We start from the raw sequence: 17,743 nt of genomic DNA on the forward strand, positions 1-17,743 counted from the left end.
TGCACTCAAGTTCATCGCTGACATCGACCGTTTCTGAACTTGATAGACTACCCTTCCCAACCCCGGTGCACCAAGGTTTGACAACTGAGGAAATTGTCGGTCACAAGGCGCATAAACACGCCAGCCGCAAGAGGTGGCAGGTCGTCAATGCCTGACTGTGAATTAGTATATGTGAGGGCCGGGTTGGGTAGTGCTGGGATACCAGATCACTCTGTGTGGGCGCTCATAGCGCCATCTTACACCTCTGCCTCATTCAAGCGTCAATTGGCTACGGGCCATGCCAACCCGAAAGATCAGAAGCGGACCTTCGTCCATGGCCCAAATTTCCAGCGTATCGCCTGCTTGACCGGTCAGTGTTGCGTAGTCGCCCATGAAGCCGGAGGCTTTCATTTCGAGACGTTGTATAGTGTCCATCCGGTCTTTCAGGATGTGGGCAAGGTTCTCTACATCGTAATCACAGCCATTGAAGATTTCGCAGGCAACGTAAATCTCCTTGATCCGACCACTTTGATCCAACCTGAAAGAATTGAATTCAGAGGCACCACAGTAGTAAAGATCATCTTGATCGCGGTTGTCAGCGCACGGCCCCATGGCTGTTTCGATGTCCTCAAAGTCCGAAGCGATGGACATGCCACGAACAGTTATCAAATCTTCTGCGGCGGATGTAGCGACGGTGGACATGCCAAGAGACGTGCTTAGGCAAGTTGCGAAGAGCATTGGTTTTAGGATGCGAAGTGAGACTTTCATCTGGTGGCTCCATACTGAGTTTGAGAGGGAAGGCAGACTGGACGCCGGTTTTCTAAGAGACCTGCATCGGAAAGGGCGGGCGGGCCCGCGCGCTACAGCTCGCGCAGGCTTGCCACTGATCTGGAGATTTCGGCCAACACCCCCAGTATGACGGAGGACACGATACCACTGATGCCCAAGATGACACCGAGCCAATCCCAGCCGCTACCCAGCACCACGTTGAAGGCAATGCTGATCCCGCAAAGCAGTATCCCAGCACGGGCAAAGAACTCAGCCGTTCTAGTGTAGGCCAGTGATGTCTTGTTTGGTTTGAAATTTAATTCTTTTCCGACTTCCGGGATATGCGCCTTGGATGCGAATGCCATGATTGTCCCCTTTACGTACTTGCCTGCATCTTCTGGATGTTTGGAAGGTCAATCATAAGGTAGGCTAAATCATGAAAGCAAAGTGGCCGTTTCTGGACCGAAAGTTTTTTCGTCTTGCCATCGAATGGATGCTCAGCCATCGCCTGCATCCGGGCAGATTAAGGAGCCGAAATGTAATGGGTCCACTCGGCTTGGTGCGGAACTTTGCCGCGCGGAGCGTAGACGACAGCATGGTTGTGGTGCACTTAATTTCACCGCTGCTTTCGGCCATTAAAGACACTAGACAGAAGAACCTCAAAACCTCAATGCACCAAGGATTGAAAGCAGAAGAAATAATCGTTCATAAGGTGCTTATGCCTGCCAGCCGCAAGAGGTGGCAGACCGTCAATGCCAGACTAGTCCAGCGGCGGCATACAGCCTAGCCTCCGCTGTACCATTTGATGTTTACCAAGGTAGAAGCGTCCTTCAGCGGCTCAAGCCCACTTTGAGTAATGCAATAGGTGTCACGGATCGCATCAAGGTCGTATAAGTGCTCATCCTCAATATACTTGATCTGCGGCCCGCAAAACTTAAACGCATTGATCCAGCCATGGCACAGGCTTTCCAGCCGTAAGAAATCCTGTAGACCCTCTACACGGAGACCCTCATCGGCCTCAAATTCTGCCGCAGTCAGCTTGGCATGCACGCGCTGCTTGAGTGTGCGGGCGCGGCAGACCAGCTTTTTGAGGTTCGTGTCTGTTGGGTCGGCGACAAGGTTCCCAGCCTTGTCCATAGAAATACAGCACCCCAGCATCCGGAACTCTTTCGCTATCTCACCTGCTTGCTCGGTCTTTCCTTGAAATTCCCCTCCCAGCAGTCCGGCAATGCCGGATCTCAGGGCTTTGGCTGCGCCTTCCATGTGTAGCTTGGATACCGCGAAGATGAAAAAGTTGTCGGCGTGGTTGATAACGTCAACGCCTTCGACCTTTTCCATCGACATGTGCGCGATACACCAATGCGCTACCTCTGCGGAAGATGCACTGCCCTGTGGTATGCCGGGCGGGGATAAGATATGTGGTTGCGTAGTGTTAGCATAGGATGGGTACCAGTCAGCGCCCTTGGCCAACACGATCTGCCTTATTGCCTCTTTAGGGAGGGGCAAGGCGGCGACGAGTTTTCCCTCTGAAAAGCTGGGGAAGAAGTCCTTTATGTCGATCTCCGCTACATGTGTGTATCCTTTCTCTTTGATGAGGCTCATGGCCAACTGTATTTTTGCGGCAGAGCCGAGGTGGGTGAACTGGAAATCCTGCGGTTTGTAGGTCATGCGCAGGAGTGTGCGGACCATGCGCTGGTATGAGCGGGCCACTGGACCGAAGGCGCATATAACGCGAACGCCCCCTGATAACTTTGGCTCGGTCCAAATCTTGGCCGCTTCATTCAGGCAGCTGAGGGCTTTATACGTTGTTGCCAACGTGGCCATCTCCTCTAGCGACAAGCGGTCTTTCAATGGCTGCCGCGCGTTATCTTCAAACAGGGCGACCAGCTGGCAACGCCTACTTGTGAGGTACGTTTTCGCGTGCGCTGGGAATGAGGGGTTGCCATCGGTCCACGCATTTTCACATTTAGATCGGAGCCTCTGTTCGAACTTCCGGGCCTTTGCAAGCTGGGTGGCTAGTGCGGTTATTGTCGTATTGCCCTCTTTGGACTGCGGGAGTAGCACACTGTCTATCTTGCAGAAGCCGTGTGGCGAGTTATTTTGGTAGCCTGAGCCGCTGGGTAGAAGCGGTATGTTAAACACAGTCATCATGATTGTGCACCTGCAGCGCCAAGTGTTTTGAGGAAGTCCTCGACCTCCTCCTCGCACCAATAGAGCCGGACACCGACCCTGATCGGGTTTGGTATGCGCCCGCATTCTAAGTCACGATAGATACTGGATCGTGAGCGCCCGCCCAGCTTCGCGCTTAGTTGGGCAAGTGTGATGTATCGGTTTGGTGCGCGGGTCATTTTGGGGCTCCTTGATGATTGTTGGAACACCGTATCGGGCCGCCCGCTGGCCAAGAAGATCCCCTAAAAGGTAATTTTTTGGCCAGAAGCCTTAGTTGCAGCGGTGAACTTGAGTTCACCAACGCAAACTGCCCCCTAAGAAGCGTTGCTTTAGTTACTTCAGATTGTTCGGCATCGGCTGGTCGGTGCCAAAGAACGCATCGGGATCGCAAAGACCAAACACGCTCGCGATCCTGCCGGGGATCGGTGGCATATCGATATGTTTTTTTTCTGCGGCGGCACGCCTGAGTGTTCGCGGGCTACATTTCAGAAGTGGCCCATCTTTTGCAATTCGCAGACCTCGGATGCCGAAGCGCGTAAGTCTCAAAGCGTCTTCATAATTGTTGAATTCTGAGTGGTGAATACGTTGGCCGAACCACGCTTTAATGCACCTGGTGGGGAGGTCGTGATATTGACGTCGGTCTTTGATCCACAACCTGACTGCCTTCACAGCCCGCCGCCTAACATCTTGCTCAATTCTGCGCCTAACAATAATGAGTGGCTGATTACCCGCCTTTTTCCAACTCGGTTTATTTCCAAGATGAAAGTCTGCAATCGTCTTCATGAGTTCGTCGGCCAACCATTGCGGTATCTCTACTTTCTTCCCGCTGCACATGACGGTTGCTTCAAAAATTGCGATTGGGTCCCCGCTTTCAATCCGCCGCCTATATTCGCCAAACTGACGGGCTGTAATGTCAGGGTCTCCGGTTTCATTTGGCGGCAGGATTTTTTCCAATGACCTCATTTTTGCGCCCCGTCCAAAATGCCAGCGACAAACTTTCCCCACGCTTCCATGATATTCTGCCTCTGATCTAAATAGTCCGTTCTTCGGTATGCCCTTTCGACCTGACTGCCGCTGACGTGGCCTAGACAGGTTTCCGCAATCTCTCTTGGCGCATTCGTCCGTTCAGCCACCCAGTCCCGGAAGCTGGACCGGAAGCCATGCGGCCTGTATGCCAGCCCGGCTTTCCGCATGTGCTGCCCCATCGTCATGTCCGAAATCACGCCCTTCTGGAGGCCGGGGAATAGATGGCCGTCCCGATCATAGGGCTTGGTGGCTTCCACCACGGCAAGGGCTTCGTTTGACAGTGGTACGCGGAAGTCTGATGTGCTGCCCAGCCGACCTTTCATCTGCTCAGCCGGAATAGTCCAAACGCCGTCCTCAATCTGGTCGTATCGCATAAACCGCAGGGGGCTGGAGCGGACCGCTGTTAGGATCAATATCCTGAGCGCTAAATTGGTGGTCGTTGGAACTTCAAGGGTTCGGTAAAATTCAGGGACCTCAATCCACGGCATGGCGGGAATATGCTGCGGCGTATGTCTCGACCTGCCCAGCAGAGCCTTGGCCTTGTCAGTAGCTTGTAGGTCCACCTCAAGGCCTAGGGCAGCAGCGTGTCTGAGGACGATGCTAAGCCGATTGAGGGCTTTCCGGGCCGTATCCGCCTTGGCATGCCAAATGGGCTTCAGAGCGTCCCGTATGTCAATCTGAGAGATATCTGCGACGGGGATCTTGCCCAGCTTCGGTAGCACATGGAGTTCTAGGGGTGAAAACCACCGCCCGGCCTTGCCGTCGCCCTTAAGTTCGGCCTTGCGGCATTCAAACGCTTCTAAGGCAACATCGGCCAGACAGTGCAGATTGCGTTCAGCCTCCCGTCGTTCCTTCTCACGTTGCTTGATGGGGTCGATCCCTTGCCGCGCGAAGGACCGCCAATGTTCAGCGGATTGCCGGACCTCTTTGAGGGAAACCTCTGCCGCCGATCCTAACCCCATCTCCCTTCGTCGACCAGGGGCCGTCACCCTCAGGAACCACTGCGCTCCGCCATCGTCCCGTCTGTGCAGCCAAAGTCCGTCCCCGTCACAGTACTTGCCGGGCGGCAGGGATTTGACCTCCATTGCCGAAAGTTTGTGTTTAGGTCGCGCCATGCGTCCACCCCTCTATCCACCTTTGCCTCTGCGATATAGCGCTACACAGTGACACATGATGGAATAGATAAGGCATTATTGTGGCGGGATTTTCTGCCCTTGTGGTTTATCGTGGGGCATGGTGGTGCAAGGTGTGAATGCCGTGTGGGGGCACCATCAAATCATCCGCAGAGCAGTGATGTTTTTGGATCTATGATCCGCTTACATCCTGCCGAACTACACGTCTAACCAACAAAGTGGGTTTGGATGATGCGGAATACGACTGTGAACGACCTCAGAGAGAATAGCGAACCAAGCGGCTTTAGGAACCGGCTGTCAAATACGCCGATATGAAGCGTGACGTTGCCTCTGAATCATCAGTTTGTCGGATTCCGAAGGAAGCTGACCTGATCATCGCTGCGGAATATGTGGTGATCAAAGCTGCGCCCTCTCGTCACTTCTGCGTATTGACTGCCCGGCAGTTGACTATTTCACAGTCAGTATGACTTCTATCAACCAGATTTGGCAAACCGACCTGACCCACGTCAGAATCATTGGCTGAGGTGGGCCAAAGATCGAACCGTTCGAGCCAAGATAGCCGGATTTTTGAGATAAAAAATCAACATCATGTTTGGAGCGGCAAAATTGAAGGCCGGATCTCTTATCATGTTGATATCAGACCGTAAAAAAGAAATCTGACCAGACTCACCAGCAAAAAAGTGATCTTTTTACACGACACAACCGGGTAGGTTGTGCTATGCGTTACGTTACGTAATTTTAATGAATGTCATTTTTTGGCTGCCGTGCGTTACGCACAGATTCTGTGCCCGTGATGCTTCAGCCATCGGTATCGTAAATTAAATTGATCCAACATTTCATGGACCGCATGTTGAATGCGGTGATCACCGGGGGTGTGCAAAATGCGCAGTAGCAGACGCAATTTTCTCAAGGGTGGTGCAACTGCCGCATCTACATTAGCGCTGGCAAAGGCGGCTGGATCGGCCGGTGGCCCTGATACGGTCCGCGAAAGCGAACGGCGGTTGAAAAACCTCATTGCGCCCAACAATACGCCGCCCGACCTGCTGTCACGGCCCAGCCCTCCCGTCACACCGTTTGGAATCTGGCCGCTGGAAGAGTTCGCACCACCAGTCGCGCTGCCGTTATTCACACTGACCCAAGCTGAGTCGGCAGGAATGGGCGATGAGGAATGGTGGGATCTATTTCGCGAACGATTCGAGATGGCGGCCGACGCGCTACGCACGGAAGGGTTCGCAACACCCGGACCATGGACAGTTCGCGGAGAAGAGCGCCCGGCGGGCGGCAATCTAAAGATTGATATTGGCGATCTACCCGACCCCTCTGCCCATCAACGGTTCTTTGAATTCAGACCCCAAAAATTCTACATCCACCGTGAGGTCGAATTCCTGTGGACCTATCACGCGCAATACGGTGAAGGCTCGTATAGCTGGGGCTATCACAACGTCTATCGCGCCGATGACGACACCTACCAGAGCACACGAGCCTGTTCTCCGGGGCCGAGTTTTCACACTGTGTATGGCGAGCCAATTCTGACACGGCGGATCAATGATCTGCCGGATATCGGGAACAGTCCGGGCAGTGCGCAGCTTCGCTTTGCGCTGCCGTCGACAACGTCGCATCTGCATAACGCACATACCGCGTCAGAAAGTGACGGATTTCCCAGCGACTGGATCAATCCGGGCGAATACTGGGATCATCACTACGCCAACTTCCCGTCCGGCAACGATGATCGCGAGAAGTTATCGACGCTTTGGTATCACGATCATCGAATGGATTTCACTGCGTCGAACGTTTATGCGGGACTCGACGGATTCTACATGCTGTTCGATGATCGCGACGCCAACAACGCCGACGACGGCACCTTTGGCGACAAGGATTCCAGTTGGCTGCTACCCAGCCATGACTTCGATATTCCACTGATTTTGCATGACCTTCTTTTCGCCCAAGAGATGGATGGAGAGCCGCGCAAATTCAGCCGGGACGAGACGACTCGCTGGACCTTCGAGAGCGCGCAGGATTGGGCAGATTTCGCAGGGACCAATCGGGGCTCGATCTTGGCCGACGGCACAAGAAAGGCGATCAAGGCCCATGCCTACACCGGGACGGACCCGGCCTATGAGCCGTCGCCGCAGATCATCTTTGACGGGTTCAACACAGAAGGGATCATCGGAGATCGCTGGACCGTAAACCGGCGGATTCAGCCCGGCCTGGAGGTGGAGCCGCGTAAATACCGTCTGCGTATTCTGAATGGCGGACCATCGCGATTGTATGAGTTCTACCTGCACGCACAGGGCGCACCGGAATCGGCATTCGGTCGGGCCGAAGACGACCCCGAGGCAGGCGAGCCGACAACCGAGTTGGATCATCCGTTCATCGTGATCTGTGGCGACGGGAATTTTCAGCCGAACCCGGTTTTGGCACACAGCGTCTTTTTCGGCGTGGCACAGCGTGTAGACGTCATTATCGACTTTTCGAACTATGCTGGTTCGACCGTTTATCTGGTGAACCGACTAGAGCAAGAGCACGGTCGCGGGCCGAACGAACGCAAGATCGACCCTAAGGATTATGCCTCGGACGACGATTTCTTTGCAGCGAATGCAGTGATGGCGTTTCAGGTCGGCGATTTGGCCGAGGGCGCTGTACAGTCGGACTATGGCGCGCCCGAAGAAGGCGATGCCGACCCAAGCGCGTTTCCCATGCTGTTTCGGGAGTTTCCGCCGGTGGACTTTACCGAAGTCAGACGCGAACGACTGTGGGAGTTCGACTATCACGGTGGGCTCTGGACGATTAACGGCAACATCTTTGATCCCAACCGGGTGGATGCGGGAATCGAACAGGATTCCGCCGAGATCTGGACCCTGCGCAACACCGGCAATGGCTGGCATCATCCAATCCACAGCCACTTCACCGAGTTTCTGATCGTCGAGCGCAACAGTCTGCCGTTCCTGCGCGGAACGATCCAGACAAAGCAATTCGTACAGGAAGCCGATGTAGCGGCACTGACGCCATCGTCAGAAGCGGGGGCGCTGCTGAGGCAGAGTAGTCCGGACGCAAATGCCGACGCGAGCGGATTTACCGGACGTGAGGGACTGGCCGAGATTTTCAAGGCACCCGAGATGGTAGAGGGTCTAGAGGACCTCGATGTCGAAGGGCTAAGGGATCGACTGACACCGCAGCTCAGAAGTGCCATTCCGGGCGGCGACGAAGGAGCCGCCGATGCGCTGGTTATTCCGAGCGAGGCGATCGCCGCGCTTGGTGACATTCTCGCCACTATGGAATTGTCCGAGGCAATTGAGCTGGTGACAGATCTGCTCAATGGTGACTTCGACGCGATGAAGTTCCGCAGCTATGACCTCTTCGCACAATGGGTCGAATTCCTGCCACTGATCGGGTTGGGAAAACCCAAGGTGGGCCGGTTCCTAGGGGGGGCGCGGCGCGACGTGGCGCTGCTGCAACCCAACGCCGAGGTCGTGATCTTTGCCCGTTGGAAGGACTTCATGGGGCGTCACATCATGCACTGCCACAATGTGGTGCACGAGGATCACGCGATGATGGTCCGCTGGGATATCGTCCCACAGGGTAGCGGGTTTGACACGCCGGTCGATGGTGACCTGATCGCGCAGACATTGGGTGACGCGGTCAAGACAGATCGGCGCGTACATATCGAGAACCATCCCGAAGGCGGCGCGCATGCGCCCGACGATAGTTGAGCGACCTGGAAAGGAGACCGGTATGACCCAGATGCAGGACAAAACACTTTCAAAAGAGAGGGTCCGCCTGAACCGCCGCACGATTCCGAACGTGCCAGTCGTCTCACATGACGGAAAGGAATGGTTGTTCTACGATGATCTGATCCGGGACCAAACCGTATTGGTGGCGTTCATGTCGATCGGACATGACCGTGAGTCGAACTGTTCCGCCAAGATGGCCGAGGTTCGCCGACTGCTGGATCGCGATCCAAGCGATCAGACCCTATTTCTGTCGATCACCGTGGACCCGGATTCAGACGGACCTCTTGGGCTAGCGAGTCATGCAGGGCAATCAGGTGCCAGCGGTTTCTGTGGCCCCGGCGAGGCCGGGCGCTGGCTGTTTCTGCGAGCCGCGCCGGACGATATTGATCTACTGCGCGCAGCATTCTACGTGCATCGCAGCCTCTCTCCGGTCCCGACCGGACCCCGAATGATTACGCGGTCGGACTTGCTGCGCATGCCGCGCGAACGGGCAGTGATGGATTGCTCTCTTGGGTTGATGCGCTACGGCAACGAAGCGCTCGACATCTGGGGCGCGGCCCCTGTTCGTGCCTCGGCCACCGACATTTCAGCGCGCTTGAGCTGGGTGCGCGATGCGGGCGCGCCCCGGGCGCGACTTCGCCGCCGAGGGGGGCCATTTCCGGCCATTCATTCCTGATTTTGACCGCCAACAAATTTGCAAAGGAACCGAGCTATGACCCGACGTGCATTATTCACAGGCGCGGTATTAGCGATGACATTCGGGGCGACAGGCGCTCTGGCGCAACCTTGCATGATGCCCGATCCACCCGTGTTCAAGGCACAGGGGCGCATCCTTGATTTCGGCGTCCTGACCGCAGGTGCGCAATCAGCGGTGCAAGATTTCGACTCCTTCGCCTTTGAGGGGCTGGAGCCCGGTCTGGTCTTTGATCCGCCAGACGCGGTCATGCGGCTCAACACCGGCACATCGAACGGCGAGCCTGATCTGCGCACGCAAGAAGAGCGCTATCTAAACCCCGACCATCCCGGCGCACAGCCGAACGTACCGCAATCCGACTGGCGCAGGGTCAACTGCGTCATGGGGACCACTCCCTTCACATTGACACCACCGTCATTCGCCTTTTCCACTCTGCCACAGATCGCGACGCCAGGCATGATCCGCGCGACCTATGTCAAAACGCCGATGGCGATTTTCCCGGGCGAGGTGGACGTGGACGGCGAGGTGTCGACCATCGATTCCTTTGCCAATCCGCCCGGCACAAATTTGCTGCCAACCTCCTATCGCAACCTGCGCGATACGCAGGGCGGCGAGATGATGAACACGCTGCCCTCCAACAAGAAGGGTGAATACCATCTGCTCGACGGCGATCCAACGGCGGTGCGCATCAATTCGGAGTCACCGATCGACGATCTGCGCTATATTCTGGATACTCTCTACGAAACAGTTACCGAAAAACCCTATCGCGAGTTGCTGACCCGGCCGGATACAGTGACCCTTGATTCACTGATCGAGGATGCTGAGGGCGCGTCTGATCGCATCGCGGCCGCTCGCACGATGGTCGACCACCACTTGGCTTGGGGGATCGACCTGATGGAAGGGAACGACGCGCCGGGATCGAAGGTGCCGGGCGATCGGGGCTATCTCGGCTTTGCGATGTTGAACCATTCCGGCCAGAACCGCGTAAAGCGCGTCTTGCCCGTGACGGGCGCCGATGGCCAGATCACCGGTGGCGAGGTCACGGTGCGCCAAATCTGGTTTGGCGGCTATGTCAAATCGGACACGATGTTTTTCGACTTCGGCTGGAACAAGATCGGCCCCCCGGTCGAGGCCTACGCCAACTGCGGCGGCGAGGGGCAGCCAACTCAGGAAGCTTGCGCCAACGCGGCGGCGATTCCGCCGAACAAGCCTTGGGTCATCAACTACGAGATTTTCGTGCTGAGTCGCGGTGCCGACGATTTCTCACCGATGGTGATGCAGTTCGACTGCCCCGGTCGGCTTGATATCGGTGGCGTTGCTCAGGGCTGCCAGCCGGTGGACGCCAACCTGCCGCAAGAGGCAGTGGATTGGGTGAACGGACCGCTTCACGCGTCTTTTGACCAAAGCTTCTTTCCGATGGAGAGCGGAACGAAGGTAGAGCTAAGCGTAAAGATGGCACCAGCGCAGTATTTCAACCTGACCTATTCATGGGGCTGGCGCAGACATCCGCCACGCGCACAGGCGACCGAGAACGGACAAAAGCTCGTGCCGCCCGGCCTGCCGAGCGAAGAGATGTTTTGTCATCCGCTGCGGGCAGGGATCATCGATCAGGAACGCTTTGCCTTTGCAGGATTTACAGGGCCTGCGAGTCTGGATGAGCTGCCACCGCCTGAGGAACTGGGACCGATGATCGCCGGTCTGGGTCTGGCGACGTTGACCCCGGAACAGTTCGACCAATGCCTTGAGCGGTTTCAGGAGGCGAACGGCGCGGACAAGGTCGCGCTCGATATGGTGAACGCGCGGCTAGGGCTTCTGACCATGTTCTTTGAGGCCCCAGACCCGGCACCGGTAACGGGGCGCGAAAAGATGGATTACGCCATCTCCAAGATCAGCGATCTGGCCCCGGCAAAGCGGATGTGGCGCGCCTTTCAATTGATGCAGGAAGAGGTGGCCAATCCGTCCGACGCTGACGGCGGAGAGGTCTGGATTGGTCTGCTGCTTGATGCGCGCGATGCCTATCTCGACTGGCTCGACCGGAATCATCTGCCCAGTGGCTTGCAGCCCGATCCCGAGACGGACCTGACGCTCGCCTTCCTTAACAACACGACCTACGGCCAGCTGCGCGAGGGGGGCTATGTTGCGTTTCCCGATTTGCGGCGGCGCGGCGACATGGCAAAGATCACGCTACTGAATGGCGACTACTTTCCGCATGGCTATCTCAACGTCGATTTTGGCGGGCTGCGCGGGTGGGAGAATGCCTGGAAATCCACGATCAAAACCGCCGGATCGGGGCCATGGTTCACCTTTGGCCGCTTTCACGCGCGGTTCAACACGGTGCCGGGATCTGTGGCGGTCGGACCAGCAGTGCGCACCGAAACGCCAGTAGCAGACGGTGAGCCGTTGATAACCGTGACACCGGCGGCGCATCGTCTGATGATCCAGTTCAACTTTGAGCCGTCGCCGCGCCTGCGGTTCTATCAATTCGATCCGCTCCACCACGACGCGGCGATCTACGCAATACATTAAAGCGTTGCGCGAATATCAGTGTCTCAGCTCTTTCGCGAAACTCATCAGGGAGGCGCGCATGATAGATCGGCGGACGGCGATGATGGGGGCAGCAGGGACGATGCTGTTGGGCAGACCTTCACGCGCTCAGCACATGCATCATGGGTTTGATCCCACGACCCCGCAGCCCCCGTCACAACTGTTGCGGGAGTATCAGATGCCGACAGTGCCGTTGGTAGATCAGGCTGGCACCGCGGTTGATCTTGCGGATGAGTTGCTGAATTCGGGTCCGGTACTGATGACCTTCATTTTCACTACCTGCCCCGGCATCTGCCCCATTCTGTCGTCGGTCGTGGCCGGAACAATCGACATGCTTGGCACCGACAGCACCAATGTTCGGTTCTGGTCGGTCACGATCGCCCCCGATCACGATGGCCCGGCCGAACTGGCCGCTTATGGCGCCATGTTTGACGCCGGGCCTGAGTGGCGCCTCTTTACCGGCGCACCAGAAGCGATCAACGCGGTGCGAGTGGCTTTTGACGCGGATAGCGATATCAAGATGGCACACCGCGCGCTCTATCTGCTGCGCATCGAAGAGGACGCGTGGGCCCGGTTCGAGGGGGATGTGACGCCCGACGACCTTGCCGCAGCCACCCGCGAGGTGCTGGCAACGTGATCCGGACAATCTGCGCCCTGCTACTGGTCTGGTCGGCGACCGGTGCATTGGCTGATCCGCTGGAAGATGGCGCGCGGATCTACAACGAAGGCCTGCTGCCCGACGGCACAAAGCTGCGCGCGACCGTGGCGGGCGGTGCGCGTCTGTCGGGCCGGATGGCCGCCTGCGCGCGCTGCCACCGCCCCAGCGGATACGGCACGGCAGAGGGCGACCTGCGCGTGCCGGACATCACCGCACTCACCCTCGCATCACCACTAGAACCCCGCCGCGACCGGCTGCTGCGCGAACTCTACCAAGAGCGTCAGGGACCGGTCGCTAAAACCCGCGCCCACACGCCGCGATTCCGACCCGGTTATGCCGGTGCGTCAGATTTGGCAGGGGCCGTGGTGGACGGCGTCGATCCGGCGGGACGCACGCTAAGCCCGTCGATGCCGCGCTATGCGCTGAACACAGACTCGCTCAAGGCCCTGAGCAGTTACATGGCAGATCTCTCTCGCGCGCCCGATCCCGGCGTCGACGCGCGGGTCGTGCATTTTGCCACCGTCTTGGGCCCGGACGTGATACCGGACCGCGCGGCGGCGATGCTCGACGTCATGCATGCTTTCGTCGCGACCCGAAACCGCGAGATTGAACGCGAACTGGCGCGGCCCGATTTCTCGCCGGGTCAAAAGGCCCTCTATGGGCATGCACGGCGGCTGTGGCGGCTGCATGTCTGGCGCCTGAATGGCCTGCCCCAGACATGGAACGCGCAGTTGCAGCAGCATTATGCGCGCCAACCGGTCTTTGCCATGCTGGGCGGAGCGACCGAGGGGGATTGGACACCCATCGGAGCATTCTGCGAGGTGACGCGTCTGCCGTGCCTTTTCCCGCTGACGGACTGGCCGACCAATGAGCCGGGGCTTTTCACGATCTACCTGTCCGAGGGGCTGCCTCAGGAAGCGCAGATGATCGCCCAGCGCTTGGCGGATTCCGGGGTTCGCAGCGTGGTTGAGCAGCACGGTTCCGACTTGGCGGCGCGCAGGATGGCTCAGAGCGTCGCCACCGCATTGGCGCAGAACCGGATCGCTGTGACCCAGAACGCGCAGGACGCCGAAGCGCTAGTGGTTCTGGGCGACGAGACTGTGGTGCAGAACATTTTGGCAGACCCAGCTTCGGACTCGATTGCGGGACCGGTCCTTGTGGCGGGCGGGCTGCTGTCGGGCCGCGTGGAACGCGCCCTGAACCTGCACCCGGCAAGGCCCCTTATGGTTGCTTGGCGATACGCGAGACCGGATGCGATGCCCGAGCGTATTTACCGCCTGCGCGGCTGGTTACGGGCCCGGCGGGTCCGGGCCCCGGATTGGGAGCGGACGCAGTTGAACACGTTCCTTGCGCTTGATGCGACCCAACATGCGCTAAACCATCTGGTGGATCGATATTCGCGCGAATTCTTTATCGAGACGATTGAACACCAGATCGAGACGGGCCTCAATCCCGGCACGTTCTCTCGCATGTCGCTGGGGCCGGCCCAGCGGTTCGCGGCCCGCGGTGGAGGAATCATGACGCTGTGCCGCAATGGCAAGTTGATCGCGCATATGCCTGAGGCGTGCCAGAAGGCCGAGCGATCCAAATCGCGCGTTCTAGCAGACCAGTAGCAACGGCCTGTCATGCGGTTGCGTGCAGGACGTCGGGCATCAGATCACTGCGATTGCAGCCCGACATTTTCTGCCATCCACGCGATGATCAGCGTCGCCAAAACCCCCCTGTTTTCGTGCCACGCGCTGTCTGGCGCTTCCTCAAAGCCGAAATGATGAACGCCCACCAATTGACCGGCGGCGTTGAGAATCGGCGCACCTGATGACCCGTTCGCCGTGTCGCAGGTATGGGTGAAATCACTGTCTGGTCCGCGTCCCGACACCGGGCTTGCGATCACCTCACAATCTGCGATCGACACCTGCTTAGGCAAATCTCCGGGATGTTGAATGATGATCAGCGCCCCGGCGGGGTCCATCGGCTCCTCGGGCATGTTGATGACGCCGTATACCTCGCCCGGTGAGGACGACAGGCGAACGGCCGTCACGTCCAGGTCAAAGTTCGATTGATGGGCCGCATATCCCTTGCATCCTCGCTGAGGCCCCATCGCTAGCCCACCTTCGGCATTGCGTTGATACCCAAAGACGGCGGTCATCGAACTGCAGGATTCCGATGAGCGAATGCAATGCTCATTCGTCAGCAACAGATCCGGCTCGATTAGAAACCCGGTGCAGGTTCGCGGCACGCCGGCATCAAAGAAGGACAAGAACGCCACTGGCCCTGAAAGCGCTTGCACCTCATCGGGAACTTCGGGGGATGCGATCGGCCACAGTTGGTTTTCACCATGGACCGAATAGAGCACAAGCTCATCTTGCTGGAGCGACATGTTTTCGATGATGAGCGTGGTGTCACCACTTAGCAGGTCCGGAGTATAGAGCGCCATCGTGACCTGCCCGTTTGGGATCAGCCCCGTCCAATAGCCGCTTTCAGGCACGTCAGCGAGCGGGACAATGAACTCCTGTTCCAGTTCGGAAAAGAGGTAGAGTTTGGCGGTCTGCGGCGCAGGCGGCCCCTCGACCCGGATCAGCAAGCGCAGATAATCGGTGTCGGGAATGCTGATCCCATCCTTCCAAACGACCGGGGACTCGCCCGTGCGCTCTGATGCGCCGACCCTCAGGTTCAGCGCGCGCAATCCGCCGTCAATGCGTGATTCCAGCACGGGGATATCCTGCGCCGAGGCCGCAATGCCCCAGAGCAGCGCGATCAGCCAGCCCCATCTCATCCCTGCCCATCTCATCCCTGAAAGAGCGGCGAAGTATAATCGCGGATCTCACGGAACGGAAAACTGACCACTTCGGGCACGCCGTCGATTGTTACACGCACGTCGACCATGGGCGATAGGGTCGCGACCAGACAGGACCCATTGCGGTCCAGCTCGCTGTAGCGACTGCCATCACCTGCACCGACATGCTGGAACAGAATATGGCGATCCTTTGCATCGTTGAACGTAAGCCGTCGAATGTTCCACCACGACTGGAATTGTTCTGCGGGATCAGGTGAGCGGCAGGCAATCGTGTCGGGTCCACCGACCACCTGACCGACGATCCGGCGACCATCGAACAGCTCAAACTGGGCGTATTGCAGGTTGATCGCACGCTCGATGTTCAGCCGCCCTGCCAGTATCTGTCCGTTCAGGCCCGGAAAGAAATCGGCGGTATAGATCAGTCGATCCTTCACGACCTTGGGTGCAAGCTGACCGCCCGTTTGCAGCACTTCTGGATTGTCGCCATAGATGAATTCACCGGTCGAAAAGATCAGCGACGCCGCAGCCGTCACCTGAGGCGCGGCAAAGGACGTGCCGCTCATCCGGGCAAAGACATTGCCCGACGTGGTGGTCAGCACATTCATCGCAGGCGCGCCAATTTCAAATCTGGGGCTGGTGTTGCTGCCTTGGGATGCGGTGCGCCACGGGGCTGGGTTCTCGAAACTATCGTTGAGGCCAACCACTGTAATGACGTTCTCCAATGCATTGAGGCAGGCGGGGATCAGCGAGCAGCCATTGTTCAGCATTTTGGCCTCATTCCCTGCGGCTGCGACGATCAGCAGGCGGCTTTCGTAAATGCGTAGCGCGTTTTCGACTTCGCCGTTGCCTTGAAAATCAGGCAATAATCCGAAACTCAGATTTGCCACGCGCACGCCAACGGGGATATCCACCATGATCTGCTCCGCGAGCCGGACAATCTGTCTGTCCCTCGAGAGCGTCTTGTCGAACGAGATCATGTGCAGCCGCGCATAGGGGTTAATGCCCACCATGCCCCTGCCATTCTCAGGCGACGCGATCACCCCCGCGACGGCCGCGCCATGCTCGGACTGGCTCAGCGCCAATGGATCAATCTCGCTGCACTCGACCTGGGTTTCTGCCACGGTGCTGGCAGGCACAACTGTGGTGTCCGCGTCCACATCGCTCGCGACGCCCTCCTCCGTCTCAGGCGGGTCTAGCACCTCGCCGTCACCGAGGATCAATGAAGGCAGGTCGCAGTGGCCTTGCGTCACCGCGCTGTCGATGATGACAACATCCACTGGATGGCGGTGCTGCTCTGACAGCTCCTCCATGTTGGCGAATGGGTGGTGGATCAGCTTGAAAAGGTCAATCTGATCGGCCACCAGCGGTTCATCACTCAGCCCATAATCCTTCACGCTGCCTGTAGTGCGCAAATTCGGTTGCAGGATTTTCAGCGCAAGATCATTCAGGGAAATGCTGGCGAACTGCTTTTGCCAGGCCGGTGCAAAGATCGCTGTGGGATCGACAAAAACCTTGCTCCGATCGGATGTCACCAGCGAGCCAACCAAGCTTCGGACCAGTTTCGATTGCGGATCGGTTCGTAGTGTCACGGCCGTCTGCAATTGCAATTGTGGCAGGGTCACGCTGCGCATACCGCCGGGGGCGTTGATGATCGGCGGGTTGAACCGCGCGATCACATCGTCGCACGAGCCCTTGAAGGCCGAGCAATCCATCTGCGCGCTGACCGTGAATTGGCTGACGTCCCAATCGCTCGGCACCTGCTGGCGGGTCAGCGTGGTGATTGTCCGAAAATTGTAGTCCGGCACCGTTATCGTGTCGCCCAGCTTGGTGCGCCACCGCCCTTGGCTGATGACATACCCAGCCACATGGGACGTCAGGCTGCGCAACTGCCGTTCAGACGCCGCATTGCGATCGCGCCGACACAGGTGCGGGTTGAGATCGCACATCATTGCGTCGATGCTCTGGGGAAAATACGCGCCGAAAAACAGCTTCTCGTCGCGTAGGACACGTTCGGCGAACGGGCTTTTGTCCATTTTTATTTTACGCAGAGTCAGATTTCCGGAGTTGAAGAGCGAGAGGTAAAACGTTTCCATCTCGGTCGAAAGTTCAGCGGCGTTTTCGCCTTTTGAGCGCCATTCGAGCACAAGTTCAGGGACCGCAGACTGCGCCGCGATCTCGGTTGCACCCAGCGCGAGAACCATCGCCATGGCAACGGATCTCATCACCCATTTCGCCTTTCGCAGGTCC

The 17,743-nt window shown here is 57.8% G+C and carries 13 protein-coding genes; 6 read left to right on the forward strand and 7 right to left on the reverse strand.

The annotated features are described in order from the left end of the window. Positions 1 to 249: 249 nt before the first annotated feature. Together U3654_RS17350 and U3654_RS17355 are read right to left on the reverse strand one after the other, a co-directional pair. The gene (locus U3654_RS17350; protein ID WP_324752780.1) at positions 250 to 747 is read right to left on the reverse strand and encodes a hypothetical protein; all 498 of its coding nucleotides are present in this window, start codon (positions 745 to 747) and stop codon (positions 250 to 252) included. Between the two features lie 92 nt (positions 748 to 839). Next, complete coding sequence (locus U3654_RS17355) at positions 840 to 1,112, reverse strand: hypothetical protein (protein WP_324752781.1); 273 nt, start codon at positions 1,110 to 1,112, stop codon at positions 840 to 842. 71 nt (positions 1,113 to 1,183) lie between these two features. Here U3654_RS17355 and U3654_RS17360 point away from each other — a divergent pair, with 71 nt between their 5' ends. Beyond that, entirely contained in the window at positions 1,184 to 1,534 is a 351-nt protein-coding gene (locus U3654_RS17360; protein WP_324752782.1) for a hypothetical protein, read from the forward strand. Here the strand turns inward: U3654_RS17360 and U3654_RS17365 are convergent. The 3 genes from U3654_RS17365 to U3654_RS17380 form a co-directional block, all read right to left on the reverse strand. Further along, complete coding sequence (locus U3654_RS17365; protein WP_324752783.1) at positions 1,531 to 2,898, reverse strand: reverse transcriptase domain-containing protein; 1,368 nt, start codon at positions 2,896 to 2,898, stop codon at positions 1,531 to 1,533. The two genes, U3654_RS17360 and U3654_RS17365, sit on opposite strands and share 4 nt — an antisense overlap. Positions 2,899 to 3,249: 351 nt before the next feature. Continuing rightward, positions 3,250 to 3,879, reverse strand: coding sequence for a hypothetical protein (locus tag U3654_RS17375; protein WP_324752785.1), 630 nt, complete (start codon positions 3,877 to 3,879; stop codon positions 3,250 to 3,252). Continuing rightward, the gene (locus U3654_RS17380) at positions 3,876 to 5,057 is read right to left on the reverse strand and encodes a tyrosine-type recombinase/integrase (protein ID WP_324752786.1); all 1,182 of its coding nucleotides are present in this window, start codon (positions 5,055 to 5,057) and stop codon (positions 3,876 to 3,878) included. Before U3654_RS17380 ends, U3654_RS17375 begins: the two co-directional genes overlap by 4 nt. Positions 5,058 to 5,956: 899 nt before the next feature. Between U3654_RS17380 and U3654_RS17385 the strand changes: the two genes are divergently transcribed. From U3654_RS17385 to U3654_RS17405, 5 genes are read left to right on the forward strand one after another with little or no spacing between them, the layout of a single operon-like run. Beyond that, a complete protein-coding gene (locus tag U3654_RS17385) occupies positions 5,957 to 8,785 on the forward strand; it encodes a multicopper oxidase domain-containing protein (protein ID WP_324752787.1) in 2,829 nt (942 codons plus the stop codon). A 22-nt stretch (positions 8,786 to 8,807) separates the two neighbouring features. Next, positions 8,808 to 9,482, forward strand: a complete 675-nt coding sequence (locus U3654_RS17390; RefSeq protein ID WP_324752788.1) for a hypothetical protein — start codon at positions 8,808 to 8,810, stop codon at positions 9,480 to 9,482. A 36-nt stretch (positions 9,483 to 9,518) separates the two neighbouring features. Continuing rightward, positions 9,519 to 12,026, forward strand: coding sequence for a hypothetical protein (locus tag U3654_RS17395; protein ID WP_324752789.1), 2,508 nt, complete (start codon positions 9,519 to 9,521; stop codon positions 12,024 to 12,026). Positions 12,027 to 12,084: 58 nt separating this feature from the next. Next, positions 12,085 to 12,681, forward strand: a complete 597-nt coding sequence (locus U3654_RS17400; RefSeq protein WP_324752791.1) for an SCO family protein — start codon at positions 12,085 to 12,087, stop codon at positions 12,679 to 12,681. Further along, on the forward strand, positions 12,678 to 14,315 hold the full coding sequence (locus tag U3654_RS17405; protein ID WP_324752792.1) for a hypothetical protein: 1,638 nt from the start codon (positions 12,678 to 12,680) through the stop codon (positions 14,313 to 14,315). The genes U3654_RS17400 and U3654_RS17405 overlap by 4 nt, the downstream gene beginning before the upstream one ends. A 44-nt stretch (positions 14,316 to 14,359) precedes the next feature. On the opposite strand, the gene U3654_RS17410 is transcribed toward U3654_RS17405, so the two are convergent. Further along, complete coding sequence (locus tag U3654_RS17410) at positions 14,360 to 15,475, reverse strand: serine protease (protein ID WP_324752793.1); 1,116 nt, start codon at positions 15,473 to 15,475, stop codon at positions 14,360 to 14,362. An 11-nt stretch (positions 15,476 to 15,486) separates the two neighbouring features. Further along, positions 15,487 to 17,718 carry a S8 family peptidase gene (locus U3654_RS17415; protein WP_324752794.1) on the reverse strand — a complete coding sequence of 744 codons (2,232 nt, stop codon included), beginning with the start codon at positions 17,716 to 17,718 and terminating at the stop codon, positions 15,487 to 15,489. Between the last annotated feature and the right edge of the window lie 25 nt (positions 17,719 to 17,743).

Source organism: Roseovarius sp. Pro17 (assembly GCF_035599575.1).
In the GTDB taxonomy this organism is placed as follows: Bacteria; Pseudomonadota; Alphaproteobacteria; order Rhodobacterales; family Rhodobacteraceae; genus Roseovarius.

Excerpts from the sequence above, each read along its gene's own strand:
- U3654_RS17355 (WP_324752781.1), bottom strand. The coding sequence starts at position 1,112 with ATGGCATTCGCATCCAAGGCGCATATCCCGGAAGTCGGAAAAGAATTA.
- U3654_RS17390 (WP_324752788.1), top strand. The coding sequence starts at position 8,808 with ATGACCCAGATGCAGGACAAAACACTTTCAAAAGAGAGGGTCCGCCTG.
- U3654_RS17380 (WP_324752786.1), bottom strand. The coding sequence starts at position 5,057 with ATGGCGCGACCTAAACACAAACTTTCGGCAATGGAGGTCAAATCCCTG.
- U3654_RS17350 (WP_324752780.1), bottom strand. The coding sequence starts at position 747 with ATGAAAGTCTCACTTCGCATCCTAAAACCAATGCTCTTCGCAACTTGC.
- U3654_RS17395 (WP_324752789.1), top strand. The coding sequence starts at position 9,519 with ATGACCCGACGTGCATTATTCACAGGCGCGGTATTAGCGATGACATTC.
- U3654_RS17360 (WP_324752782.1), top strand. The coding sequence starts at position 1,184 with ATGAAAGCAAAGTGGCCGTTTCTGGACCGAAAGTTTTTTCGTCTTGCC.
- U3654_RS17365 (WP_324752783.1), bottom strand. The coding sequence starts at position 2,898 with ATGATGACTGTGTTTAACATACCGCTTCTACCCAGCGGCTCAGGCTAC.
- U3654_RS17375 (WP_324752785.1), bottom strand. The coding sequence starts at position 3,879 with ATGAGGTCATTGGAAAAAATCCTGCCGCCAAATGAAACCGGAGACCCT.
- U3654_RS17410 (WP_324752793.1), bottom strand. The coding sequence starts at position 15,475 with ATGAGATGGGGCTGGCTGATCGCGCTGCTCTGGGGCATTGCGGCCTCG.
- U3654_RS17385 (WP_324752787.1), top strand. The coding sequence starts at position 5,957 with ATGCGCAGTAGCAGACGCAATTTTCTCAAGGGTGGTGCAACTGCCGCA.
- U3654_RS17400 (WP_324752791.1), top strand. The coding sequence starts at position 12,085 with ATGATAGATCGGCGGACGGCGATGATGGGGGCAGCAGGGACGATGCTG.
- U3654_RS17415 (WP_324752794.1), bottom strand. The coding sequence starts at position 17,718 with ATGAGATCCGTTGCCATGGCGATGGTTCTCGCGCTGGGTGCAACCGAG.